General features: G+C 63.6%; 14 protein-coding genes and 4 pseudogenes. 14 read left to right on the top strand and 4 right to left on the bottom strand.

All coding sequences use genetic code 11. The features are described 5' to 3' along the window. Nucleotides 1-47: 47 nt before the first annotated feature. Genes AKN84_RS20755 through AKN84_RS20740 form a run of 4 tightly spaced genes read left to right on the top strand, consistent with a single transcriptional unit; the run spans nt 48 to nt 5195 of the window. Nucleotides 48-1847: an FAD-dependent oxidoreductase gene (locus AKN84_RS20755; protein ID WP_050422491.1), complete on the top strand. Its 1800-nt coding sequence runs from the start codon at nt 48-50 to the stop codon at nt 1845-1847. Beyond that, nucleotides 1817-3664 carry a 2-oxoacid:acceptor oxidoreductase subunit alpha gene (locus tag AKN84_RS20750; RefSeq protein ID WP_050422490.1) on the top strand — a complete coding sequence of 616 codons (1848 nt, stop codon included), beginning with the start codon at nt 1817-1819 and terminating at the stop codon, nt 3662-3664. The genes AKN84_RS20755 and AKN84_RS20750 overlap by 31 nt, the downstream gene beginning before the upstream one ends. Then, the gene (locus AKN84_RS20745) at nt 3661-4716 is read left to right on the top strand and encodes a 2-oxoacid:ferredoxin oxidoreductase subunit beta (RefSeq protein ID WP_050422489.1); all 1056 of its coding nucleotides are present in this window, start codon (nt 3661-3663) and stop codon (nt 4714-4716) included. Before AKN84_RS20750 ends, AKN84_RS20745 begins: the two co-directional genes overlap by 4 nt. Nucleotides 4717-4721: 5 nt before the next feature. Next, nucleotides 4722-5195, top strand: a complete 474-nt coding sequence (locus tag AKN84_RS20740; protein WP_050422488.1) for a hypothetical protein — start codon at nt 4722-4724, stop codon at nt 5193-5195. Nucleotides 5196-5205: 10 nt separating this feature from the next. Here AKN84_RS20740 and AKN84_RS20735 read toward each other — a convergent pair whose 3' ends face one another. From AKN84_RS20735 to AKN84_RS20720, 4 genes and pseudogenes are all read right to left on the bottom strand, one after another. Further along, nucleotides 5206-6402 (bottom strand): ABC transporter substrate-binding protein, encoded by a 1197-nt coding sequence (locus AKN84_RS20735; RefSeq protein WP_050422487.1) that lies wholly within the window; start codon nt 6400-6402, stop codon nt 5206-5208. Between the two features lie 239 nt (nt 6403-6641). Further along, on the bottom strand, nt 6642-8186 hold the full coding sequence (locus AKN84_RS20730; RefSeq protein ID WP_050422540.1) for a SpoVR family protein: 1545 nt from the start codon (nt 8184-8186) through the stop codon (nt 6642-6644). 4 nt (nt 8187-8190) lie between these two features. Next, a pseudogene (locus tag AKN84_RS20725) lies at nt 8191-9461 on the bottom strand (YeaH/YhbH family protein). 170 nt (nt 9462-9631) lie between these two features. Beyond that, nucleotides 9632-11574: pseudogene (locus tag AKN84_RS20720) on the bottom strand (PrkA family serine protein kinase). 521 nt (nt 11575-12095) lie between these two features. On the opposite strand from AKN84_RS20720, the gene AKN84_RS20715 reads away from it, so the two are divergent. The 10 genes and pseudogenes from AKN84_RS20715 to AKN84_RS20670 all read left to right on the top strand — a co-directional run bounded on the left by AKN84_RS20715 (nt 12096) and on the right by AKN84_RS20670 (nt 25406). Continuing rightward, on the top strand, nt 12096-12713 hold the full coding sequence (locus AKN84_RS20715; RefSeq protein ID WP_050422539.1) for a hypothetical protein: 618 nt from the start codon (nt 12096-12098) through the stop codon (nt 12711-12713). Nucleotides 12714-12753: 40 nt separating this feature from the next. Further along, nucleotides 12754-13200, top strand: a complete 447-nt coding sequence (locus tag AKN84_RS20710) for a DsrE family protein (RefSeq protein ID WP_050422486.1) — start codon at nt 12754-12756, stop codon at nt 13198-13200. Nucleotides 13201-13417: 217 nt separating this feature from the next. Then, nucleotides 13418-16263: pseudogene (locus AKN84_RS50730) on the top strand (bifunctional transaldolase/phosoglucose isomerase). An 11-nt stretch (nt 16264-16274) separates the two neighbouring features. Further along, a pseudogene (gnd, locus tag AKN84_RS20700) lies at nt 16275-17257 on the top strand (phosphogluconate dehydrogenase (NAD(+)-dependent, decarboxylating)). Between the two features lie 15 nt (nt 17258-17272). Further along, nucleotides 17273-18766, top strand: coding sequence for a glucose-6-phosphate dehydrogenase (gene zwf, locus AKN84_RS20695; protein ID WP_193399671.1), 1494 nt, complete (start codon nt 17273-17275; stop codon nt 18764-18766). Between the two features lies 1 nt (nt 18767). Further along, nucleotides 18768-19520: a 6-phosphogluconolactonase gene (gene pgl / locus AKN84_RS49180; protein WP_050422484.1), complete on the top strand. Its 753-nt coding sequence runs from the start codon at nt 18768-18770 to the stop codon at nt 19518-19520. 54 nt (nt 19521-19574) lie between these two features. After that, complete coding sequence (locus AKN84_RS49175; RefSeq protein WP_050422538.1) at nt 19575-20063, top strand: gluconokinase; 489 nt, start codon at nt 19575-19577, stop codon at nt 20061-20063. Next, a complete protein-coding gene (locus AKN84_RS20680; RefSeq protein WP_050422483.1) occupies nt 20060-20875 on the top strand; it encodes a Cof-type HAD-IIB family hydrolase in 816 nt (271 codons plus the stop codon). Before AKN84_RS49175 ends, AKN84_RS20680 begins: the two co-directional genes overlap by 4 nt. 319 nt (nt 20876-21194) lie before the next feature. After that, nucleotides 21195-23429, top strand: a complete 2235-nt coding sequence (locus tag AKN84_RS20675; protein WP_050422482.1) for a calcium-binding protein — start codon at nt 21195-21197, stop codon at nt 23427-23429. Between the two features lie 186 nt (nt 23430-23615). After that, a complete protein-coding gene (locus AKN84_RS20670; protein WP_050422481.1) occupies nt 23616-25406 on the top strand; it encodes an adenylate/guanylate cyclase domain-containing protein in 1791 nt (596 codons plus the stop codon). The last annotated feature ends 165 nt before the right edge of the window (nt 25407-25571 follow it).

The following is a 25571-nucleotide window of genomic DNA, read 5'->3' as shown; positions in this document are numbered from 1 at the left end:
GATAAGGCCGCGCGGTCAGGCATTTTTCGCGCGGGTCAAAGGTAGGAATGAAACCGACTGATATCTCGGCGCCGGATTACTTTCATAAAGTAGTCGATTGCCAATGGGCCTGCCCCGCACACACCCCCGTTCCCGAGTACATCCGGTTGATTGCTGAGGGGCGTTACAGCGACGCCTACATGATCAATTGGAAGTCCAACGTGTTCCCCGGGATTCTCGGGCGCACCTGTGACCGTCCGTGCGAGCCGGCATGCCGCCGCGGCCGGGTCGAGGACAATCCGGTTGCGATCTGCCGCCTGAAGCGCGTCGCCGCCGACTTCAAAGACGACATCAAGCATCGGCTGCCGAAGCCGGGCCCGAAGAACGGCAAGCGCATCGCGCTGGTCGGCGGCGGCCCCGCCTCGCTCTCGGTGGCGCGCGATCTCGCGCCGCTCGGCTATCACTGCACCGTGTTCGACGGCGATCCCAAGGCCGGCGGCATGATGCGCAGCCAGATTCCGAAATTCCGCCTCCCCGACAGCGTGATCGACGAGGAGACCGACTACATCCTCGACCTCGGTGTCGAGTTCAAGGGCGGCCAGCGCGTCGACAGCCTGAAGCAACTGCTCTCCGAGAACTACGACGCGATCTTCGTCGGAAGCGGCGCGCCGCGCGGCCGCGAGCTCGACATCCCCGGCCGCAAGGAAGCCGGCGCCAACATCCATATCGGCATCGAATGGCTCGCCAACGTCTCGTTCGGCCATGTCGACAAGATCGGCCGCCGCGTCATCGTGCTCGGCGGCGGCAACACCGCGATGGATTGCTGCCGCACCGCGCGCCGCCTCGGCGGCGAGAGCGTCAAGGTGGTGGTCCGCTCCGGCTTCGAGGAAATGAAGGCCTCGCCGTGGGAGAAGGAAGACGCCATCCACGAGGATATCCCGATCCTCAACTACATGGTGCCGGTGGCGTTCAAGCATGTGGCCGGCAAGCTGATCGGCGTCACCTTTCAGAAGGTGCGGGCCGAATACGACGACAAGGGCCGGCGCAATCTGGTGCCCTCGGGCGAGCCGGATGAGACGATCCCCTGCGACGATGTGCTCGTTGCGGTCGGCCAGGAGAATGCGTTCCCCTGGATCGAAGCCGATTGCGGCATCGAATTCGACAAGTGGCACATGCCGAAGGTCGACCCCAAGACGTTCGTCTCGACCAATCCGAAGGTGTTCTTCGGCGGCGATGCGGCGTTCGGGCCGAAGAACATCATCTGGGCGGTGGCGCACGGCCATGACGCCGCGCTTTCGATTCACAAGATGCTGTCCGGCGAGGACATCAATGAGCGCCCGCTGCCCGAGGTGCACGTCTCCTCGCAGAAGATGGGCATCCACGAGTGGAGCTACGACAACGACATCTCCGCCGACAAGCGCTTCAAGGTGCCGCATCGCGACAAGGTGGTCGCGCTGAAGGACATCCGCGCCGAAGTCGAGCTCGGCTACGACCTCAAGCTCGCGCTCGGCGAGGCGCAGCGCTGCCTGAACTGCGACGTGCAGACGGTGTTTTCCGCGCCGCTCTGCATCGAATGCGACGCCTGCGTCGACATCTGTCCGATGGACTGCATCAGCTTCACCGAGAACGGTGAGGAGGACGATTTGCGGCAGCGGCTGAAAGCCCCCTCGCCACATCACGACCAGGCGCTCTACGTCTCCGGCGACCTGAAGACCGGCCGCGTCATGGTGAAGGACGAAGACGTCTGCCTGCATTGCGGACTGTGTGCCGAGCGCTGCCCGACCGGCGCCTGGGACATGCAGAAGTACCTCATCGATATGGTTCAAGCGGGATCAACATGTCAGTCCAAAGCCCGATCAGCAGCGTAAACGACTTCGTCGTCCGCTTCGCCAACGTCAACGGTTCGGGCTCGGCTTCCGCGAACGAACTGTTCGCGCGTTCGATCCTGCGTCACGGCGTGCCGGTCTCGCCGCGCAACATCTTCCCCTCCAACATCCAGGGCCTGCCGACCTGGTACGAGGTGCGCGTCACCGAGGACGGCCATCTCGGCGCCCGCGGCGGCGTCGACATGATGGTGGCGATGAACCCGCAGACCTGGGACAAGGACGTCGCCTCGATCGAGCCCGGCGGCTATCTGTTCTACGATTCGACCAAGCCGATGCCGTCGTCGAAATTCCGCGAGGACATCACGGTCATCGGCGTGCCGCTGACCGCGATCACCAACTCGACCTACACCGATCCCAGGCAGCGCCAGCTGTTCAAGAACATCATCTATCTCGGCGCACTCTGTGCCCTGCTCGATCTCGATCCCAAGGTGGTCGAACAGCTGATCGGCGAGCAGTACAAGGGCAAGGAGAAGCTGCTCTCCTCCAACGTCCATGCACTGCATCTCGGCCGCGACTGGGCGCTGCAGAACCTGAAATGCCCGCTCGGGCTGCGGGTGAAGAAGTCCGACAAGGTCGGCGACCGCATCTTCATGGAAGGCAACAGCGCGGCCGCGCTCGGTGCCGTCTATGGCGGCGCCACCGTGTGCGCCTGGTATCCGATCACGCCGTCATCGTCGGTGGCGGAAGCCTTCACCAGCCATTGCAAGAAGTACCGCCACGATCCCGAGACCGGCAAGGCGAAATACGCCATCGTGCAGGGCGAGGACGAGCTCGCCTCGATCGGCATCGTGATCGGCGCCTCCTGGAACGGTGCGCGGGCCTTCACGGCGACCTCGGGCCCGGGCATCTCGCTGATGACCGAGTTCATCGGCCTGTCCTATTTCGCCGAGATCCCGGCCGTGATCATGAACATCCAGCGCGCCGGCCCCTCGACCGGCATGCCGACCCGCACCCAGCAATGCGACGTGATCGCCTGCGCCTATGCCTCGCACGGCGACACCAAGCACGTGCTGCTGTTTCCGGAAGATCCGGCGGAAGCTTTCGAATTCGCCGCCGCCTCCTTCGACCTCGCCGAGCGGCTGCAGACCACGATCTTCCTGATGCTCGATCTCGACATCGGCATGAACCACCGGCTGTGCCGCCCGCTGAAATGGGACGACGCCAAGCAATACGACCGCGGCAAGGTGATGACGGCGGAGATGCTCGAGGAAGGCCGCGACTTCGGCCGCTATCTCGACGTCGACGGCGACGGCATCCCCTATCGCACCTATCCCGGCACCCATCCGACCAAGGGCTCCTACTTCACCCGCGGCACCTCGCGCGACCGCTACGCACGCTATTCCGAGGAAGGCGCCGTCTACGCCGACAACATGCAGCGCCTGGTGCGCAAGTTCGAGACCGCGCAGGACATGGTGCCGCGGCCGCTGCAGGCCAATGCGGCGAAGCCGACCAAATACGGCGTGCTGTATTTCGGCTCGACCTCGCCTGCGATGGACGAGGCGATCGGGATTTTGGAGGCGCGCGGCCATCAGCTCGACCGCATGCGCATCCGCGCCTTCCCGTTCCACTCCAGCGTCGCGAGCTTCATCGCCGATCACGACTTCGTCTACGTGGTCGAGCAGAACCGCGACGCGCAGCTGCGTCAGCTGATCGTCAACGAGAACGGCATCGACCCCGTCAGGCTGGTGCCGATCCTGCACTATGACGGCACGCCGATCACCGCGCGCTTCATCGCCAACGCGATCGGCGACCACCAGGACCACCTCAAGGTGACCCCTCTCCGCAAGGCCGTGACATGACCTACATTGCAAAGCCGAAGTTTCATCATCCCGGCCTGAAGAAGAACGAGCTGGGCTATACCCATCGCGACTACGAAGGGAAGATCTCGACGCTGTGCGCCGGCTGCGGCCACGATTCGATCACCGCCTCGATCATCGAGGCCTGCTACGAGCTCTCGATCGAGCCGCACCGGGTGGCGAAGATTTCCGGCATCGGCTGCTCGTCGAAGACGCCGGACTATTTCCTCGGCAATTCGCACGGCTTCAACTCGGTGCACGGCCGCATGCCGTCGGTGCTGACCGGCGCCAACCTCGCCAACCGCGACCTGATCTATCTCGGCGTCTCCGGCGACGGCGATTCCGCCTCGATCGGCTTCGGCCAGTTCGCGCATTCGATCCGGCGCGCCGTCAACATGACCTACATCGTCGAGAACAACGGCGTGTACGGCCTGACCAAGGGCCAGTTCTCGGCGACCGCCGATCGCGGCTCGAAGTCCAAGAAGGGCGTCACCAACACCGACAACGCGATCGACCTGGTCGCGATCGCGCTGCAGCTCGGGGCCACCTTCGTGGCGCGCTCTTTCTCCGGCGACAAGACGCAATTGGTTCCCTTGATCGCCGCGGCGATCCGCCACAAGGGCGCGTCCTTCATCGACGTGATCAGCCCCTGCATCGCCTTCAACAACCACGCCGGCTCGACCAAGAGCTTCGACTATGTCCGCGAACACAACGACGCGGTGAACCGGCTCGACGTGCTGGTCGGCCGCGAGCCGATCAGCGTCGATTATGCGCCCGGCACCGTGCAGGTGGTCGAGCAGCATGACGGTTCCAGGCTCGCGCTGCGCAAGCTCGACGCCGACTACGATCCGCACGATCGGCTGGGCGCGATGACCTTCCTGCAAAAGCATGCGGCCAAGGGCCAGATCGTTACCGGTCTGCTCTATGTCGATCCGGACGCCGAGGATTTGCATACCCATCTCGACACCGTCGAGACGCCGCTCAACACCATGGACGAGCAGGCGCTGTGCCCTGGTTCGGCCGTGCTGGACAAGATCAACGCCAGCCTACGCTGAGTGACATGATTACCCGCTTTGTTGGTCGGCTTACGCTGATCGGAGCAGCAATCGCCACAGCAGCGATAGGTTCTTTTGCCCTTGCGCAGGACCGCATGACTCTGGGGCCTCGACAGTTTGAGGTCGACAAGACTGGGGCGGGAGCCGTTCTTTGTGCCTGGTCGATCTATCTGTCCATTCAGGCGCAAACAGCGGCTTGCGCGCGATCTCGACAGCCGGCAGACGACGCGATTGATCAGGCCATCATCGCGATAGACCAATTCATTCTTGAGAATTCATCACTTCATCCAACGAAGGAGGCTCTGGAAGCCTTCAAGCGCCGTGCAGCAGCCGCCGGCGGTGACGCCAGCCGCCAGCCACAGCTTTGTCAAAGACACGATTTTGATCGGCTTCGCAGCATGGCTCCGGAGGAGATCCAGGCCAGCGTAAGAGCGCTCTTGGCCATTCCGCGCGAGCCGGTCATGAACCCGTGCTTGTGATGCACGCAGACTACTTATCGCTCAGCACGTCGCCGAACAGCGCCCAGGACTTGCCGTCGAACCTTGCCATCTGGATCTGGCGGATCGGCGTCACATTGTCGGGCTCGGTCTGCACCTTGATGCCCGGCAGCAGCATCGGCAATTCGAGCGCCTTCAGATTGCTCGCCTGCTTGATAATGTTGTCGCGGCTGTAGTCGCCGTTGCAGTTCTTCAGCACCGCCGTCATGACCTGAGCGACGGTGTAACCCTGCACGTTGAACAGGTCGCCCCGGCTCGCATTCGGCTGGTACTTCTTCATCCAGGCCGAAAACTCCTGCTGCGCGGGATCGTCGGCCCAGCGCGGATCGGTCGGGTCCTTCAAATAGAGCCCGGTCACGACACCGATGACGTTCTCAAGCCCAGCCGGCTCCAGCACCGCGGAGACCGAGTTGGAGACGGTCGGCAGGATGGTCAGCGGCTTCCAGCCCATGCTCGCCGCCTTGCGCAGCGCTTGCGCGGCGAATTTCGGCGTCGCCTCGGCAAAGAACACATCCGCGCCGGACTCGCGCATCGTCACCATCTGGGAATCGATGGTCGGGTCGGTCGTGAGGTAGGTGGTCTCGGCGACGATCTGGCCGACATGCTCGCCAAGTCCGTTCTTGAAGCCCTTGAGATAGTCCTTGCCGGCGTCTTCGTTCGGCGTGATGACCGCGATCTTCGCGTCCGGCTTGGTCTTCAGGATGTATTTTGCGTAGAGCCGGCCTTCGAGCTCGTAGGTCGGATTGAAGCCGACCGTCCACGGAAACTGCTTCGGATCGTTCCAGCGCGTCGCGCCTGACGACACGAACAACTGGGGCACATGCTTGATGTTCAGATATTTCTGCACCGAGATGTTCGGCGCGGTGCCGACCGCGCTGAAGATCGCCAGCACCTCGTCCTGCTCGACCAGCTTGCGAGTCTGTTCGACGGTCTTCGACGGCGAATAGGCGTCGTCGAGACTCTCGAACTCGATCTTGCGGCCGTTGATGCCGCCCTGATCGTTGAGCATCTGGAAGTAGGCGGCTTCGGCGCGCGCGATCGTGCCGTAGGCGGACGCCGGGCCGCTATAGGGCGCGGTGTTGCCTATTCTGATCGCGGAATCGGCAGCGACGGATGGCGAGATCGACGAGGCCGTGAGCGCGGTGACGGCGAGAAGGCCCGTCAGGCGGGAGCGAATTGGCAAGGGCATATCCTTTTCTTGGTCTTCTTGACGCGGCGCACCTTATCAATCGCGCCCCCGCAAGCAATCACCAAGACCACTCCGCATGCCGGCCATCACGTTCGAGCAGAACATGATGCGCTTCGAGAGTTTCGAATGTTGCCGTGATGTTCATGATGTGAGCCTTCGATGGAAATGAAGGTTCACCAAGCGAGACACGCATTCCGCGCGGCAGTCACCGCGCGTTGCTGTTCTCGATTATGTGATGCTCAGGCGGCGACCGCAGCGGCGCGCGGGCTGACCACGTATTCCTTCAGCACCTTGTCGGTGCCGTCGACTTCGGTCAGCGCGACGTCGTAGGACCACAGATCGGCGAGATGCTGCAGCACGCGCCGCGTGTCGGTCTCGTTGAGCTGCGCGCCCTTCACGGTGGTGTGACGCAGCATCAGGCGGCGATCGCCGTCGAGATCGACATCCATGACCTCGATATTGGCGTCGACGAAGCCGACGTCGTATTGCCGCGCCAGCTCGCGCCGCACCCGGCGATAGCCGCGCTCGTCATGGATCGCATCGACCTTGATCCCCTGGCTTTCGGCGGGATCATCGTGCAGATGGAACATGCGGAAGCGCCGGATCAGCGCCGGGCTGAGGTACTGGTTGATGAAGCTCTCGTCGCGGTAGTTGCTCCAGATCTCGCGCAGCACGCCCTCGACGTCGCCCTTGCCGGCGATATCGGGGAACCAGTCGCGGTCCTCGTCCTCAGGGTTCTTCACGATCCGCTCGATGTCCTGCATCATGGCAAAGCCGAGCGCGTAGGGATTGAAGCCGGAATAGCGGCGGTCGTCGAACTCGGGCTGGAACACCACGTTGGTGTGCGACTGCAGGAATTCGAGGAAATTGCCGTCGGTGATCCGGCCCTGCTGATGCAGCCGGCTCATGATGCGGTAATGGACGTAGGTCGCGGTGCCCTCGTTCATCACCTTCGTCTGGCCCTGCGGATAGAAATACTGCGCGATGTGGCGAACGATGCGGATGAGCTCGCGCTGCCAGGGCGCGAGGCGCGGTGCGGTCTTCTCGAGGAAATAGAGGATGTTCTCCTGCGGCAGGCCGAGCAGCGCGCGGCGGCGCTCGACGGTGAGCGTAGCCTTGCTCTTGTGCTTGGTGTTGGGCACTGTCCGCCACAAATCGTTGAACACGCTTTCCTCGTGCTGGCGGCGCTCGCCGGCACGCTTCTCCTCGGCGCGCAGGTCGAGGATCTTCTTGCCGGGATAGCGGTCGACGCCATGCGACATCAAGGCATGCGCGGCATCGATGGTCCGCTCCACGGTCTCGCGGCCGTGGCGGTCCTCGCAGGCGGAGATGTAGCCCTTGGCGAATTCGAGATAGTCGAGGATGCCGTCGGCGTCGGTCCACTGCTTGAACAGATAGTTGTTCTTGAAGAAGTGATTGTGCCCGAACGCCGCGTGCGCGATCACCAGCGTCTGCATCGTCGCCGTGTTCTCCTCCATCAGATATGAAATGCACGGCGAGGAGTTGATCACGATCTCATAGGCGAGGCCCATCAGGCCCTTGCGGTAGGACGCCTCCTGGAAGGCAAACTGCTTGCCGAACGACCAGTGCTTGTAGAACAGCGGCATGCCGACCGAGGAATAGGCGTCGAGCATCTGCTCGGCGGTGATCACCTCGATCTGGTTGGGATAGACGTCGAGCCCGAGCTCCGTGCGCGCGATCTTCTCGCAGGCGTCGTGAACTCGCTGCAGCGTCTGGAAATCCCAGTCGGCGCCCTCGAACAGCCGTCCCCCGGAAGATCCCATCAAACTATACCCTTTCCTGACTGGTGGTGCGGCGCTTGAACAGGTCCTGGAACACCGGGAAGATCTCGCCGCGCTCGCTCACCTTGCGCATCGACAACGGCGCGCGTCGTTGCGCAGACGCTCATAGAGCGTCCAGAGCGAGGAGTCCGGCATATCGAAGGTGTAGTTGGCGGCTTCGCCGACCTCGAGATAGGCGAAGAACTGGCAGACCGGCAGGATCTTGTCGGTCAGCAGAAGTCCGGTCAGCCCGCTGTCGGAGGTCATGTTGTCGCCGTCCGAAGCCTGTGCGGCGTAGATGTTCCAGTCGGCCGGGCGGAAGCGGGTGCGCACGATGTCGTTCATCGCAACCAGCGCGCTCGACACCAGCGTGCCGCCGGAAGCCGGCCCATGGAAGAACGTATCCTCGTCCACCTCCTCGGCGCGGTCGGTGTGCCGGATGAACACGATCTCGACATGCTTGTAGCGCCGCTTCAGGAAGACGTAGAGCAGCATGTAGAACCGCTTGGCGAGATCCTTCATGTGCTCGGACATCGAGCCCGAGACGTCCATCAGGCAGAACATCACGGCCTGCGCCACCGGCTTCGGCACCGTCTCGAAGCGGCGGTAGCGGATGTCGATCGGATCGATGAACGGGATCCGCTTGGCCTTGGCCTTCAGCGCTTCGAGCAGCGTGAGCAGCTCGCGGCGGCGCGTCTCGTCGTCGCATTCCGCAAGCTCCGCCTCGAGCGCCTCGATGTCGTCCTTGCGCGGCCGGCGCAGCGCAACGCGTCGCGCCAACGCCCGGCTCACCGTACGGCTGATCGAGATGTTGGCCGGCGAGCCCGAGGTCGCATAACCGGCGCGCTGGAGGCCCTCGCTCTCGGTTTCCGCGAGCTTGCGCTTGGCAAGGTCAGGCAGTTCGAGGTCGTCGAGGAAAAGGTCGACGAACTCCTCGCGGCTCAACACGAAGCGGAAGGCGTCCTCGCTGTCGCCCTCGCCCGCACCGGAGCCCTTGCCGCCGCTCTGGTTCGGGCGCTGCAGCCAGTCGCCCTCGACGAACTTCTTGTTGCCGGGCAGCACCATGTCACGCGTGCCGCCCTCGCGCCGGAACCGCGGCTCATCCATGCCGTCCAGCGGGATGGTTACTTCGCCGCCCTCCAGGACATCCTTGATGTCCCGGTTCTGCGACGACTTCTTGACGGCTCCCTGCACCAGCGCCTTGGCGCGCCGCAGGAAGCGCTGCCGGTTCTCCAGGCTCTTGCTACCCGGATTCAACCGCCGATCGACGATGTGCATGACCACTTTGCATCTGCCTCGCGCCGGATGCGATCAAAGTCGCATCGCATTCTTATTGGACGGAACCGGACGAGACGGAAAGCCACTGCCGGCTTTCCGGATCGCGCACCGGATTCTTGCTTAAGCATGATCTTTTCGGAAAACCGCTTCGCACTTTTCCGGATCATGCTCTAGCCGGCCTGCTTCACCCGCATGTACCACTCGACGAGCCGGCGGACCTGGCGCTCGGTATAGCCGCGCTCCACCATCCGCTCGACGAACTCGCCGTGCTTCTTCTCGGTCTCGCCGTCCTTCTTGGAGCCGAACGAGATGACCGGAAGCAGATCCTCGACCTGCGAGAATATCCGCTTCTCGATCACGTCGCGAACCTTTTCGTAGGAGGTCCAACTCGGGTTCTTGCCGCCATTGTGCGCCCGCGAACGCAGCGAGAACTTGACGACCTCGTTGCGGAAGTCCTTCGGGTTGGCGATGCCCGCCGGCTTCTCGATCTTGGTCAGCTCCTGGTTCAAGAGCTCGCGGTTCATCAGCTGGCCGGTGTCGGGATCCTTGAAGTCCTGATCCTCGATCCAGGCGTCGGCGTAGTCGACATAGCGATCGAACAGGTTCTGGCCGTAGTCGGCATAGGATTCCAGATAGGCCTTCTGGATCTCGTTGCCGATGAACTCGGCGTAGCGCGGCGCGAGGTCGGCCTTGATGAATTCGAGATAGCGCTTCTCGGTCTCGTCAGGCAGTTGCTCGCGGCGGATCGCCATCTCCAGCACATACATCAGATGCACCGCGTCGGCGCCGACCTCTGTCGTGTCGTGGTTGAAGGTCGAGGCCAACACCTTGAAGGCAAAGCGGGTGGAGACGCCGTCCATGCCTTCGTCGACGCCGGCGGCGTCCTTGTACTCCTGCACGCTGCGCGCCTTCGGATCGGATTCCTTCAGGCTCTCGCCGTCATAGACCCGCATCTTGCCGAACAGCGTCGAGTTCTCGTGCTTGCGCAGGCGCGACATCACCGAGAAGCGGGCCATCGTTTCCAGCGTTGCCGGCGCGCAGGGCGCGGCGGCAAGCTCGGAACCCTGGATCAGCTTCTCGTAGATCTTCTGTTCTTCGGTCACCCGCAGCACGTAGGGGACCTTGATGACGCAGATGCGGTCGATGAAAGCCTCGTTGTTCTTGTTGGTCTTGAAGCTCTGCCACTCGGCTTCGTTGGAGTGCGCGAGGATGATGCCGGTGAACGGGATCGCACCGATGTTCTCGGTGCCGATGTAGTTGCCCTCCTGCGTCGCGGTCAGCAGCGGATGCAGCATCTTGATCGGCGCCTTGAACATCTCGACGAACTCGAGCACGCCCTGGTTGGCGCGATTGAGGCCGCCGGAATAGCTGTAGGCGTCCGGGTCGTTCTGGGCGTAGGTCTCGAGCTTGCGGATATCGACCTTGCCGACCAGCGAGGAGATGTCCTGGTTGTTCTCGTCACCGGGCTCGGTCTTGGCAACCGCGATCTGGCGCAGCCGCGACGGCTGGATGCGCGCGACGCGAAATTGCGAAATGTCGCCGCCGAAGGCTCGAGCCGCTTGTAGGCCCACGGAGACATCAGTCCGCTCAAGCGCCGCCGCGGAATGCCGTACTTCTCCTCGATGATCGGCCCGAGCGTTTCCGGATCGAACAAGCCGAGCGGGCTCTCGAACACGGGCGAGAGCTCATCGCCGGCTTTCAGCACGTAGATGGGGTGGACTTCCATCAGTGACTTGATGCGCTCGGCGAGCGATGACTTGCCGCCGCCGACCGGTCCGAGCAGATAGAGGATCTGCTTGCGCTCTTCGAGGCCCTGCGCGGCGTGGCGGAAGAAGCCGACGAGGCGTTCGATCGTGTCCTCCATGCCGTAGAAGCCGGCGAAGGCCGGATACGACCGGATCGTGCGGTTCAAAAAGATACGGCCAAGGCGTGGGTCCTTGGCCGTGTCGATCATCTGGGGCTCACCGATTGCCGCTAATAACCGCTCGGCCGCATTGGCATATCGCATCGGATCACTTCGACACGACTCCAGATACTCGGCCATCGACATGTCGGTCTGGCTTCGCGCTTCAAACGACCTTGCGAAGGCGTTGAACAAAGAATCGTTGTACATGATCCCTATCTCCACGATATGTATCGCCGCACGACTGACACGAGTCGTAACCAGAGCGTCCTAGGATCGAATCAGCGTCGGCACGCTGGGTCCATTGGACACTCGACCGACTCACTTCGGCAATGCACGGCGCGTGCAGCCTCTGCCTTATCAACAGGCAGGAAGCTTAATGGTTCATCAATATCCCCTTTTGGTGGCCTGTTTTTGACGGTTGTAGCCCCTCCGCCACATCCGTGGTTTACCGGGGCCCGAGCCTCCAACAGCGCCTCCGAAGCGGACATCCGAGCGGGGCAACTTCCCCGTCCGAAGATGAACGTTGGGCTTCCCTGAAAAGGTGTGATTGTCCAGCCTTGGCGTCAAGATGGGCACTTCACGGGGCCGCATAAACAAAGGTTTATTTGCCGTTGAACGTGCCTCCTTGTCGCCGCGACTAAGGCAACGAGCCCGCGCAGTTCCGCGCGGCGCCATTGCCGCGCTGTAAAGATGACACCTTGGAGGCGCAGGCTATTCCCGAGGCCGCCATGAAGCAGACGCTCCTTGTTGTCGCACTTGCCGCCGCGGCCTGCGCCGGCGCGTCGTCAGCCGTCCAGGCACAGGAAGCGGTCGACAAGGCCACGGCAGCCGCCTTCGACAACAGGATGTTCGCAGGCCCGCTAGGGGCGAAAGCCTATGCCTGCTTCGTGCGGCGATACGATGCAAATCATCTGGCGCAGCATCCGAAGCAGAAGGTCAGCGCGATGAAGCTTCTGGTGTCGGCGGAAGACGCGCCGGAGGACAAGACCACCAACTACTCATTCCGCCTCGGCGTCACCTACCGCCACCGCTCCGGCAATTTCGACTCCAGCGGCTACTGCAACCACGCGGTCGCGACCGACTCCGGGCACGAAATCCGCTTCGAATGCGGCGTGGATTGCGAGGGCGGCGGTATCAGCGTGGCGCTGTCGAAGGACGATAAATCCGCGATCGCACGCCTCGCCAGCATCAGGATGTGGAATCGCAACAAGCCCGACGATGACGCGAGCGAAGCGCTGCTCGCCGGCGCCGACGACAAGATATTTCGGGTCGATCGCGTGGACACCCGCGAATGCGCCGAACTTGTGACCGACCGCAAGGAACTCGCTGCGCTTCGCCACAAGTGATAGGCTCGGTCAGATCAACAATAATTCCGCGAGGGACGCCATGCACCGACGCAGCATCCTGTGGGGCACGCTCTCGGCGATCGGCGCCGCGCTTACGGCGTCACGGGCGAACGCCACCGCCGAGGCGCCGCCGCAAAAGCTGAAGGTGGTCTATCACCTCGACGACCTCGACAAGGTCGGTTTCGTGATCGGCAACATCCAGAACCATCTCGACGGCGTCGGCGGCCCCGGCAATGTCACGATCGCGCTGGTGGTGCATGGCCAGGCGCTGAAGGCGTTTCATTCGGCCGCGGCCAATCCCGACCTGTCGAAGCATGTCGGGCAGTTCACCAGGGACGGGATCGAGCTTGCCGCCTGCGGCAACACCATGAAATCGCAGAACATCGGCCTGAAGGACCTGCTGCCCGGCTTCGTCGCCGCCGAGCGCGGCGGCGTCGTGCGGCTCGCCGAGCTGCAATCCCAGGGTTACCTCTACCTGCGGCCCTGACGTGCGGCATGCGCCGCAACGCGTCATAAAAATGTGCTGAGTTCGGGGTCTGCTCGCACCCGCGTCCGAGGGGATCGAACGGTTGTGAATGGCGTTATCCCTTGGGAATGCTGATATTCCGCCCGGGCTCCACCCCCATGTTGACAATCCTCCGCCGTCCCCGAAAGCTGCCCGGGAACCCAAAAATCGACCCTCGATCGAACGAGAACAGGCACCCATGAACCCCGTCAAAGCACTCGAAAATCACCGCCAGGCCGTCTGGCTGGACTTCCTTGCCCGCGGCTTCGTCGCCAAGGGGGACCTGAAGCGGCTGATCGAGACCGACGGCGTCAAGGGCGTCACCTCCAACCCCTCGATCTTCGAGAAGGCGATCGGCTCTTCGGACGAGTATGACGGGGCGATCGGCCAGGCCCTCAAGAAGGGCGACCGCTCGGTCGCCGACCTGTTCGAACATCTTGCTATCGAGGACATCCAGCATGCCGCCGACGTGCTGCGCCCGGTCTACGACCAGAGCCATGGCGGCGACGGCTTCGTCAGCCTCGAAGTGTCGCCCTATCTCGCGATGGACACCAAGGGCACGATCGCGGAGGCCGAGCGGCTCTGGAAGGACGTCCATCGCAAGAACCTGATGGTCAAGGTGCCGGCGACGCCGGAGGGATTACCGGCGATCGAGTATCTGATCGGCGAAGGCATCAGCATCAACATCACGCTGCTGTTCTCGCAGGAGGTCTACCGCCAGGTCGCCGAGGCCTATCTCAAGGGCCTGGAGAAGTACGTCGCCAAGGGCGGCGATCCCTCCCATGTGGCGAGCGTCGCGAGCTTCTTCGTCAGCCGCATCGACAGCGCCGTCGACAAGCAACTCGACGAGAAGATCGCGCGCGCCAACGACCCCTCCGAGAAGGAGCGGCTTGCCGCGCTCAAGGGCAAGGTCGCGATCGCCAATGCGAAGCTTGCCTACCAGGATTACAAGCGCCTGTTCTCGGGCGCGCGCTGGGACAAGCTCGCCGCCAAGGGCGCCAAGCCGCAGCGGCTGCTGTGGGCATCCACCGGCACCAAGAACAAGGACTACAGCGACGTGCTCTATGTCGAGGAGCTGATCGGCCCCGACACCGTCAATACCGTGCCGCCGGCAACGCTCGACGCCTTCCGCGACCACGGCAAGGTCCGCGACAGCCTCGAGGAGAATGTCGAGGACGCCCGCCGCGTGCTGGACGAGCTGGAGAAGTCCGGCATCTCGCTCGATGCGATCACCGAGGAACTGGTCAAGGACGGCGTCAAGCTGTTCGCCGACGCTGCCGACAAGCTGTACGGCGCGGTCGCCCACAAGCGCGCCACCTCGCTCGGCGGCGGCATCGACCACCAGAAGCTGGCGCTCGGCGCCACCATCGAGAAGGCGGTCGAGAAGAGCACCGAGGAATGGCGCGCCTCCGCCAAGATCCGCAGGCTCTGGCACAAGGACAAGTCGGTCTGGACCGGCGATGACGAGGACAAATGGCTGGGCTGGCTGACCAGCGCCACAACCGCCGATGTCGCCGACTACGAGGATTTCGCGCAGCGCGTGAAGGGACAGAACTTCACCGACGCGTCGTACTAGGCATGGGCGGGTCGAGCCTCGGCCCGGAGGTGCTGGCGCAAACCTTCCCGCACAAATCCGGCTTCCCGCGGCTGCACGTGCTCGATTCCACCGACCCGGCGCAGGTGCGCGCGATGGAGGAGTATGTCGATATCGCCAAGACGCTGTTCATCGTCTCCTCCAAGTCCGGCGGCACCACCGAGCCGAACGTCATGAAGGACTATTTCTTCGACCGGGTGGCCAAGGCGATCGGCAAGGACAAGGCCGGCCACCGCTTCATCGCGGTGACCGATCCGGGCTCCTCGCTGCAGAAGGTCGCGATCAAGCAGGGCTTCGCCCGGATCTTCTACGGGGATCCCGCGATCGGCGGCCGCTATTCCGTGCTGTCGCCGTTCGGCCTGGTGCCGGCGGCCGCCGCGGGCATCGACGTCCGCAGCCTGCTCGGCCATACCCTTGCCATGGTGCGCTCCTGCGGCGCCGACGTGCCGCCGCAGGAAAACCCCGGCGTCCAGCTCGGGCTTGCGATGGGCATCGCCGGGCTCGAGGGCCGCGACAAGGTCACGATCTTCGCCTCGCCCGAGGTCGCCGATTTCGGCGCCTGGGCCGAGCAGCTGATCGCGGAATCGACCGGCAAGGACGGCAAGGGTCTGATCCCGATCGAGGGCGAGACCATCGGCGACGCCGCGGTCTACGGCAACGACCGCTTCTTCATCGACCTCCGCACCGAGGCCGAGCACGACGCCACGCATGAGGCCAAGCTCGCGGCGCTCGAGGCTGCGGGCCATCCCGTGGTCCGGATCGTGATGAAGTCGATCGACCATATCGGCCAGGAGTTCTTCCGCTTCGAGATCGCCACCGCGGTGGCGGGCTCGATCCTCGGCATCAATCCGTTCAACCAGCCCGACGTCGAGGCCGCCAAGATCAAGACCCGCGAGCTGACGGCGGCGTTCGAGAAGACCGGGTCGCTGCCGGCCGAGCAGCCGGTGGTGTCGGCGGACGGGGTCGAGCTCTATACCGACACGCAGAACGCCCAGGAGCTGCGCAGGGCCGGCGCCAATGGCGACCTCAATTCCTGGATCAAGGCCCACCTCTCGCGCTCCGGCCGCGGCGACTATGTCGCCCTGCTCGCCTATATCGAGCGCGACGGCGACACCATCGACGCGATGCAGGCGATGCGGCTGAAGCTGCGTGATGCAAAACACCTTGCAACCTGCGCCGAGTTCGGCCCGCGCTTCCTGCATTCGACCGGACAGGCCTACAAGGGCGGCCCTGACAGCGGCGTGTTCCTGCAGGTCACGACCGACGATAGCCAGGATCTGCCGGTGCCCGGCCAGAAGGCGAGCTTCGGCGTCATCAAGGCAGCGCAGGCGCGCGGCGATTTCGACGTGCTCACCGAGCGCGGCCGAAGGGCGCTGCGCGTGCATCTCAAGGGCGATCTCAGCTCCGGGCTCGCGGCGCTCGATGCCGCGATCTCGGCCGCATTGAACTGACGGAGGCCAGGATGCAACTCGGCATGATCGGCCTCGGGCGGATGGGCGGCAACATCGTCCGCCGCCTGATGAGCAACGGCCACACCACCGTGTCTACGACAAGGATCCCAAGGCGGTCGCCGCGCTGGTCGCGGACAATGCCACCGGCGCCTCGTCGCTGGAGGATTTCGTCCTTAAGCTGGAGGCGCCGCGCACCGCCTGGGTGATGCTGCCGGCCGGCAAGATCACCGAAGCCACCATCGAGGCGCTCGCCAAGCTGATGCAGCCCGGCGACGTCATCATCGATGGCGGCAACACCTTCTGGCAGGACGACGTCCGCCGCGGCAAGGCACTCCGCGAGCGCGGACTGCATTACGTCGATGTCGGCACCAGCGGCGGCATCTGGGGCATCGAGCGCGGCTACTGCATGATGATCGGCGGCGACAAGCCGGTGGTCGACCGGCTCGACCCGATCTTCAAGGCGCTGGCGCCAGGGATCGGCGACATCCCGCGCACCTCGGGTCGCGACGGCCGCGATCCGCGCATCGAGCAGGGCTACATCCATGCCGGTCCCGTTGGCGCCGGGCATTTTGTCAAGATGATCCACAACGGCATCGAATACGGCCTGATGCAGGCCTATGCCGAAGGCTTCGACATCCTGAAGAACGCCAATATCGAGGCGCTGCCGGCGGATCACCGCTTCGATCTCGATATCGCCGACATCGCCGAAGTCTGGCGGCGCGGCAGCGTGATCCCGTCCTGGCTGCTCGACCTCACCGCTTCGGCGCTGGCGCAGAACCACACGCTCGACACTTATTCCGGCTTTGTCGAGGATTCCGGCGAAGGCCGCTGGACCGTCAATGCCGCGGTCGACGAGGCGGTGCCGGCCGAAGTCCTGACCGCCGCGCTCTACACCCGCTTCCGCTCGCGCAAGGATCACACCTTCGCCGAGAAGATCCTCTCGGCGATGCGTGCAGGTTTCGGCGGCCACAAGGAACCGCCGAAAAAGGCTTAAATCGAACGAGGTCACGTGCAGAAGAAACCCGATCCTTGCTCCTTCATCATCTTCGGCGCCACCGGTGATCTGACCCACCGCCTGGTCGTCCCGGCGCTCTACAATCTCGCCGCCGGCAACCTGCTGCCGGACAAATTCTGCGTCGTCGGCATTGTCCGCAAGGGCATGTCGAGCGAGCAGCTCAGCGACAGCCTGCTGCAGGGGCTGCGCAAGTTCGCCACCCGCCCGGTGGACGAGGCGGTCGCCAAGCGGCTGTTCGAATGCGTCACCTCGGTCGAGGCCGATCCGCGCGATCCCGCGTCGTTCGATGCGATGAACGAACGGCTCGACAAGCTGGAAAAGGCGCGCGGCACCGGCGGCAACCGGCTGTTCTATCTTGCGACCCCGCCGAGCGCTTTCCTGCCGATCAGCGAGCAGCTCGGACGCACCGGCATGCTGGAGGAGAACGGCGCCTGGCGGCGGCTGATCATCGAGAAGCCGTTCGGCACCGATCTGCCTTCGGCCAGGGCGCTGAATTCAGCGCTGCTGAAGCTGATGGACGAGCACCAGATCTACCGGATCGACCATTACCTCGGCAAGGAAACCGTCCAGAACATCCTGGTGCTGCGCTTCGCCAACGGCATGTTCGAGCCGATCTGGAATCGCAACCACATCGACCATGTCCAGATCACGGTGGACGAGAAGCTCGGCGTCGGCCATCGCGGCAGCTTCTATGACGCAACCGGCGCGCTGCGCGACATGGTGCCGAACCATCTGTTCCAGCTGCTGTCGCTGGTGACGATGGAGCCGCCTGCGCGCTTCGACGCCCACGCGGTGCGCTCGGAGAAGGCCGAGGTGCTGAGCGCGATCCAGACCCAGACCGAGCAGGAGGCACTATACAACTCGGTACGCGGCCAGTATCGCGCCGGCAGGATCGGCGACACCGAGATCGACAACTATCTCAACACGCCCGACGTCAGGCCCGACAGCTCGACCGAGACCTATGCCGCGCTGAAGCTGACCATCGACAATTGGCGCTGGGCCGGCGTCCCGTTCTATTTGCGCACCGGCAAGGCGCTGACCACCAAGCGCACCGAGATCGCGATCAAGTTCAAGCAGGCGCCGTTCGCCATGTTCCGCGACACTGCGGTCGACCGCCTGTCGCAGAATTACCTGGTCATCTCGACCGAGCCGACCGAAGGCATCGAGCTGCAGTTCAACACCAAGGTCCCGGGCCCGGCGATCAACATCGACGGCGTCGAGATGAAGTTCCGCTACAAGGACTACTTCAAGGCCGAGCCGTCGACCGGCTACGAGACGCTGATCTATGACTGCATGATCGGCGACAATCTGCTGTTCCAGCGCGCCGACAGCGTCGAGGCCGGATGGCAGGCGGTGCAGCCCTTCATCGACGCCTGGAAGAGCGCCGGCGGCCGCGGCCTGCAACCCTATAAGGCCGGCAGCGAAGGCCCGGAGGCGGCCAACGCGCTGCTGACGCGCGACGGCCGCAGCTGGCGGAAGCTGGGTTAAGATGACCACGAGCCACCAGCGCAAGATCATCACCGTCGCCGATCCGGCGGCGCTGGCGACGACGGCCGCCGAGCGGGTGATCGCGGGGATCGACGAGAACCCCGGCCGGATCGCGATCTGCCTCACCGGCGGCTCCAGCCCGAAGGCGCTCTACCAGCTGCTGGCGACGCCGGACTATCGGGCGAGGATTCCGTGGGACCGCATCGACTGGTTCATCGGCGATGAACGCCTGGTGCCGCGCAAGGACCCGCTGCACAATATGTGCATGGCGCGCCAGGCCTTCCTCGACCGCTGCGCGCCGGCCGCCAATGTCCACCCGATCGCAACCGACACCGCCGATCTCAGGGATCCCGACGTCAGCGCGGCACTGTACGAGAACGAGCTGATGGCGTTCTACGGCGCCGAGCAGCTCGATCCGAAGCGGCCGCTGTTCGACCTGGTGCTGATGGGCATCGGCCCCGACGGCCACACCGCCTCGCTGTTTCCCGGCTATCCCGCGGTCGAGGAAACCCAGCGCTGGGTGGTCGGGGTGCCCAAGGCCAATGTCGAGCCGTTCGTGCCGCGCGTCTCCTTGACACTGCCAGCCCTCGCCTCCTGCCGCGAGATGCTGTTCGAGGTGTCCGGTGAAAACAAGCGCGCGATCTTGACGCGCCTGTTCGCAGGCGAGAACCTGCCGGCAAACCGCGCGCGATCGCTGGGCGAAACCGTCTGGCTGATCGATCAGGCCGCGCTGCCGGAGGATTTTGGTGGATGACTTCCCTGGGTGACTTTCTTGGATGACGGGCAAAACCCCTGCGCGCTGGTCGTGATGGGCGTCTCCGGCTCGGGCAAGAGCACCATCGCCGACCGCCTGGCGATCCGGATCGGTTGGCGCTTCGAGGACGGCGACAGCTTTCATCCGCCGAGCAATGTCGCCAAGATGCATTCCGGACAGCCGCTCACCGACGAGGATCGCTGGCCCTGGCTGCGCGCGATCGCCGCCGAGATCGACCGCACCTGCGGCATCCGCGAACGCGCCGTCATCGCCTGCTCCGCGCTGAAGCGCAGCTATCGCGACATCCTGGTGCACGGCCGCAACGATATCCGCATCGTCTTCCTCGACGGCACGCAGGAGCTGATCGCGACACGACTGGCCGCGCGCAAGGACCATTTCATGCCGCCGGGACTCCTCGCCAGCCAGTTCAAGACGCTGGAGCCGCCGACGCCGGACGAACGCCCGATCACGGTTGCGATCGACCGTTCCGTCGACACCATCATCGAAGACATCGTCAATCAACTGAAGCTGGACCGCCCATGAGCAGTATCGCGACCCGCATCGCCCTCGTCGTGTCCGACGTCGACGGCACGCTGCTCACCAAGGACAAGACCCTGACCGACGGCGCCAGGGCTGCGGTGCGCAAGCTGCACGAAGCCGGCATCGGTTTCACCATCGTCTCCAGCCGGCCGACGATCGGGATGGGTTTCCTGGTCGCGCCGCTCGAAATCACGCTGCCGATCGGCGCCTTCAACGGCTCCTCGATCGTCGATCCGCAACTGAAGGCGATCGAGCAGCATTTGATTCCGGCAGCGGTGGCCAAGCGCTGCGTCGATCTGCTGCGCGATCGCGGCGTCGACATCTGGCTGTTCACCAACGACCGCTGGCTGACCCGGAATCCTGACGGCGAGTATACCGCCCACGAAGCGAACACGATCAAGCACGATCCGACCATCGTCGACGATTTCACACCCTATCTCGACCAGGCCTGCAAGATCGTCGGCGCGAGCTCGGATGCGGCCCTGCTGCAGCGCTGCGAGGCTGACATGCAGCAGATGGTCGGCAATAATGCAACCGCGGTGCGCTCGCAGACCTACTATCTCGACGTCACCCCGCCCGGCCACGACAAGGGCACCTTCGTCGAGGGCATCGCCAAGCGTCTCGGCGTGTCGCTGGAGAATGTCGCCACGATCGGCGACATGCAGAACGATCTGCCGATGTTCGCAAGAAGCGGCGTCTCCTTCGCGATGGGCAATGCCAGCGATGACGTGAAGGCGCGCGCCACGCATGTCACCGAAACCAACGAGCACGACGGCTTCGCGCGCGCGATGGACACGGTGCTGCAGCTTCGCTGAAGCGTTCGGACGATCACCCGCTCCGCGCGATCGAACGCGGATGGCGGTGTGATCGCCATTGCTGTCCGTCACATCCGATCCAAGTCACCCTGATCATGTGATCGCATCACAGTGACGACGCGGCCATTTGTCGCGGCGATGTCTGCCGCCCGGTCAGCCCCGGCTCTGCTCGACCGATCAATCGGCTGTCAATTTCGCATGCCCTTCCTTCACGTTCGCGCGCGGCCGCCCACATCCAGGAATTTTTCAGGAGGCAACCGATCACATCAGTTCGGCGAGTCCGGCCTGGGACACGCCAATATTGACTGGAGTGCAATTCATGGCCGTCACCGCCAACCTCGCCGCTGGAGTCCTCACCGTCCTCGGCGATGCCGCCGACGACACCATCACCACCAGCCGCGACGCAGGTGGGGTCATCGCGGTCAACGGAGGCGCGGTTCCGATCACGGGCGGGCCTGCGACGGCGGCCAGCACGACCGCCGTCGACGTCCTCGGCCAGGATGGCAACGACACCGTCACGCTCGATGCGAGCCAGGGCGCGCTGCCGCCGGTCACATTGAACGGCGGAGCGGGCAGCGATACCGCCGTGATCGAGGGCGAGGACACAAGCGAGACCTTCGTCATCGCAGCCAACGGCAGCCATGTGAGCGTTCTCAGGACCAGCCCCGATCCATTCTCCGTCGATATCAGCGCGACGGAAAACCAGGTCATCCACGCCGGCGGCGGAGACGACATCATCACCGCCGGCAACGGGCTGAGCGCGTTGATCTCGCTCACGCTCGATGGCGGCGACGGCAACGACACCATCACCGGCGGCGACGGTAACGATCTGCTGATCGGCGGCGCCGGCGACGACATCGTCACCGGCGGACGCGGCAACGATACCGCCCTGCTCGGCGACGGCGACGATGCCTACATCTGGAATCCCGGCGACGGCAGCGACACGGTCGACGGCGGGGCCGGCAACGATACCCTGCAGTTCAACGGCGCCGATATCGCCGAAAAGATCGACATCTCGGCCAACGGATCCCGGGTACGGCTCACCCGTGACGTCGCCAACGTCACGATGGACCTCAACAGCATCGAGAATATCAACGTCAAGGCGCTGGGAGGCGCCGACCGGGTCACCGTCAACGACCTCAGTGGCACCGACGTCAGGCACGTGACCGTCGACCTGCTGGCCAGCGGAGGCGGTGGCGACGGCGCCGCGGATACAGTGATCGTCGCCGGCACGGCCGGCGCCGATCACATCACCGTCACGGAAAGCGGCGGACGCATTGTTGTCGATGGCCTGCATGCCGACGTCACGATCACCGGTCAGGAAGCCGCGAACGACACGCTCGAGATTCACGCAGGGGCCGGTAACGACACCATTGACGGATCGGCACTCGGGCCCAACCAGATCAAGCTGGTGATTGACGGCGATGGCGGTGACAACACCTACATCTACAAACCCGGGGCCGGCGCCGAGACCATCACCGACTTCGTTGCCGGGGCAGGCACGCCCGACAAGATCGACGTCCGCGCCTTTGCTGGTGCCGGCGTCCACGGCCTCGCTGACATCCTCTCACTTGCGACCCAATCCGGCACCGACACCATCATCGACTTCGGGGGCGGCAGCACGCTGACACTCGAGCATGTCACCAAGGCCAATCTCGCCGCCGACGATTTCATCTTCAAGGTTCCACTTATCACCGCCGTCACCACCTCGGGCCCCGGGATCACCGCCGGGTCAGGCGATCTGAATGCCAACAAGGAGGTCGATTTTGCGCTGAAGTTCGATGAGAACGTGACCGTCGCGGGCAACCCGATTTTGCTTCTCAACGATGGCGGAGCCGCTGTCTATGCAGGCGGCAGCGGCACAGACACGCTCGTCTATCGCTATGTTGTCGGAGCGCATGACAACACCCCCGACCTTGCCGTCATCGGAGCCGGCGGCGGCACGATCAAGGACCAGGCCGGCAATGACGCCGACCTTGCCGGCGCCGTCGGCAACCCGGCCGGCGTCCTCCAGATCGATACGATCGCGCCCCATCTGACCGACATCACCGCCCTGCCCACAAGCGGCACCCAGACGGCCGGATCGCTGATCCAGTTCACCCTCGGCTTCGACGAGGCGGTTCACCTCGCGGGCGGATCGCCGGCCCTGTCGCTGAACGATGGCGGCACCGCGACCTTCGATGCCGCGGCAACCGCCCTGCTTGGCGATCGGAGCAAGCTGGTGTTCGACCATGTGGTCACAGCCGGCAATCCGCCGACGTCACCGCTGGCGATCACCGGCTTCAACGCCGACGGTGCTGTCGTGACCGACCTCGCCGGAAACCTTGCCGACCTTGGCCATGTGTCGCACACGTTCGACAATCTGTTCGTCAACGAGAATACGCTGCCGGCGTTCACGCTGAACGGCTTCACCCGGCCCGAACTGCACCTGAACGGATCGGGGCAAATCCTGCTTGATGACACGGCTTCTGCATTCGCAGCCAAATATGGCCTGGAATATCTCTATCTCGGCGTGCCGCCGGGAACCCCGTACCCGCCGGTCGACCTGCACTGAAGGACCAGGATGTGGACTCATAAACTTCGGCCATGTCCGCTTCGCTCCGATAACGACCACTGTTGCGCAACCGCAGCAAATGACGCGATGGGCCAATAACCGACATCACCCCCCGTGGACATAAAGGCGCGTCTGGCACCAGCATCTGATCCGTCCTACAATGTGCTGTGGGTTGGATTACGGGTCATGGTGCAGGAGCGGCCAGTCCGGGTCGAACGCAGGTTGTCGGCGATATTGGCCGCCGACGTGGCTGGCTACTCGCGGCTCATGCACAATGACGAAGAGGCTACGCACGCCAAACTGACAGCCCTCCTGACCGACGCTGTCGCCCCGGCAATTGCTGAGCACGGCGGCCGCATTGTGAAAAACACCGGCGATGGAGTCTTGGCGGAATTTCCAAGCTCGGTCGAAGCAGTTCGAGCAGCTGTGCAATTCCAGGCTCGCATCAACGACCTGACTAGCGGCGATGTGCAAGACAGGCGCATTGCTTTCCGCGTGGGCGTCAATATCGGCGACGTGATTGTCGAGCCACACGACATTTTTGGGGACGGCGTGAACATTGCAGCGCGCCTTGAAAGCATCGCGGAGCCCGGTGGTATCTGCATCTCGTCTTCTGCCTACGACCACGTCCGAGGCAAGGTCGGGGTTGAGTTCGTCGATCTTGGCGAGCAGAACTTCAAAAACATCGCCCTTCCGGTCCGGACCTATGCGGTTGTCCGGGATAGGCCAAGCTCGGCGACACATGTTGAGCGCGCAAGGCAAGGCGGCCAGGTTTCGCCACCTCGTCTTTCCATCGTTGTGCTGCCTTTCGCCAATCTCATCGGTGACCCCGAGCAGGACTACTTTGTTGATGGTGTGACTGAGAGCCTGACTACGGACCTTTCGCGCATCGCGGGCGCGTTCGTGATCGCGCGGAACACCGCGTTCACGTTCAAGGGCAAAGCCATCGACGTAAAGAAGCTCGGACGTGAGCTGAACATCCGCTACGTGCTCGAAGGCTCTGTACAGCGTAGCGTCAACCGGCTTCGGGTGAACGTGCAGCTTGTCGATGCCCAAACCGCTAATCACTTGTGGGCCGAGCGCTTTGACAGACCCGTCGTCGATCTATTTGATATGCAGGACGAAATTGTATCGAGGCTCGTCAACACGCTTGACGCCGAACTCATCGCGGTCGAGGCACGACGAGCGGAACGCTCGTCGCATCCAGATGCTCTAGACTTGTATTTCCAAGGGATGGCCCTTTGGAACCGCTGGACCCCGGCGCACATGATGCAGGCGCGGAGCTTCTTCGAACGCGCCTTGAAGATCGAACCAGATAACGTTGACGCCCTGGTGGGCGTCGCGGCAGTTGATCAGGCAAGCGCGACCCTTTTTGTCGCCGATGACCCTGATGAACGCCTTGCCGCGGCCGAAGCGGCTTTGATCAAGGCGCTATCTTTGGATCCGCAGCACGCCCCTGCTCACATGTATCTAGGTATCGTCCAATTGGCTACTAACCGCGCCGCGCAGGGCATAGCGGAATGCGAGCATGCGTTGGCTTTGAACCGGAATTTAGCGGAGGCTCATGCCGTCATCGGTGTTGCCAAAGTTTTCGTCGGTCGCGCCGTAGAAACCGAGTCACATATACACGAAGCGCTACGTTTTTCTCCTCGCGATGAAGGTGCACATCGGTGGATGAGCTGGGTCGGTTTCGCCAAATTGCACCTCATGGCGGATGCTGAAGCAGTTGAGTGGTTTCGTCGATGCTTGAAGGCCAACCCAAATTATCCCGTGGCGCATTTCGAACTCGCTGCTGCGCTCGCCCATCTCGGGAAGCTGGATGAAGCGCGAGCTGCTGCGAAAGAGGGACTTGCGCTTGATCCCACTTTCACTATCCGTCGCTTGAAAAGACTTCAATTTAGCGACAATCCGACGTTTCTTGCTGGCGCTAAGCGCCTCACTCGAGGGATGCGCATGGCCGGGGTGCCGGAGGGGTGATTGTCTCAAATGGGTCAAAGGGAGATCTGACACCTCCGCGGCACCATTTCCGGTTCGCCGGACAGCGGACATTGCAACCGGCTTGACGCTACCGGGTCAGGTCATTCCGAACGAAAATTGCACCGTTAACCGCATCAGGCTGAGCCGTTACCTCCGCCTGCCCCT

It is taken from the genome of Bradyrhizobium tropiciagri, from assembly GCF_001189845.1.
GTDB lineage: Bacteria > Pseudomonadota > Alphaproteobacteria > Rhizobiales > Xanthobacteraceae > Bradyrhizobium > Bradyrhizobium tropiciagri.
This window is presented reverse-complemented; position numbering and strand designations above follow the sequence as displayed.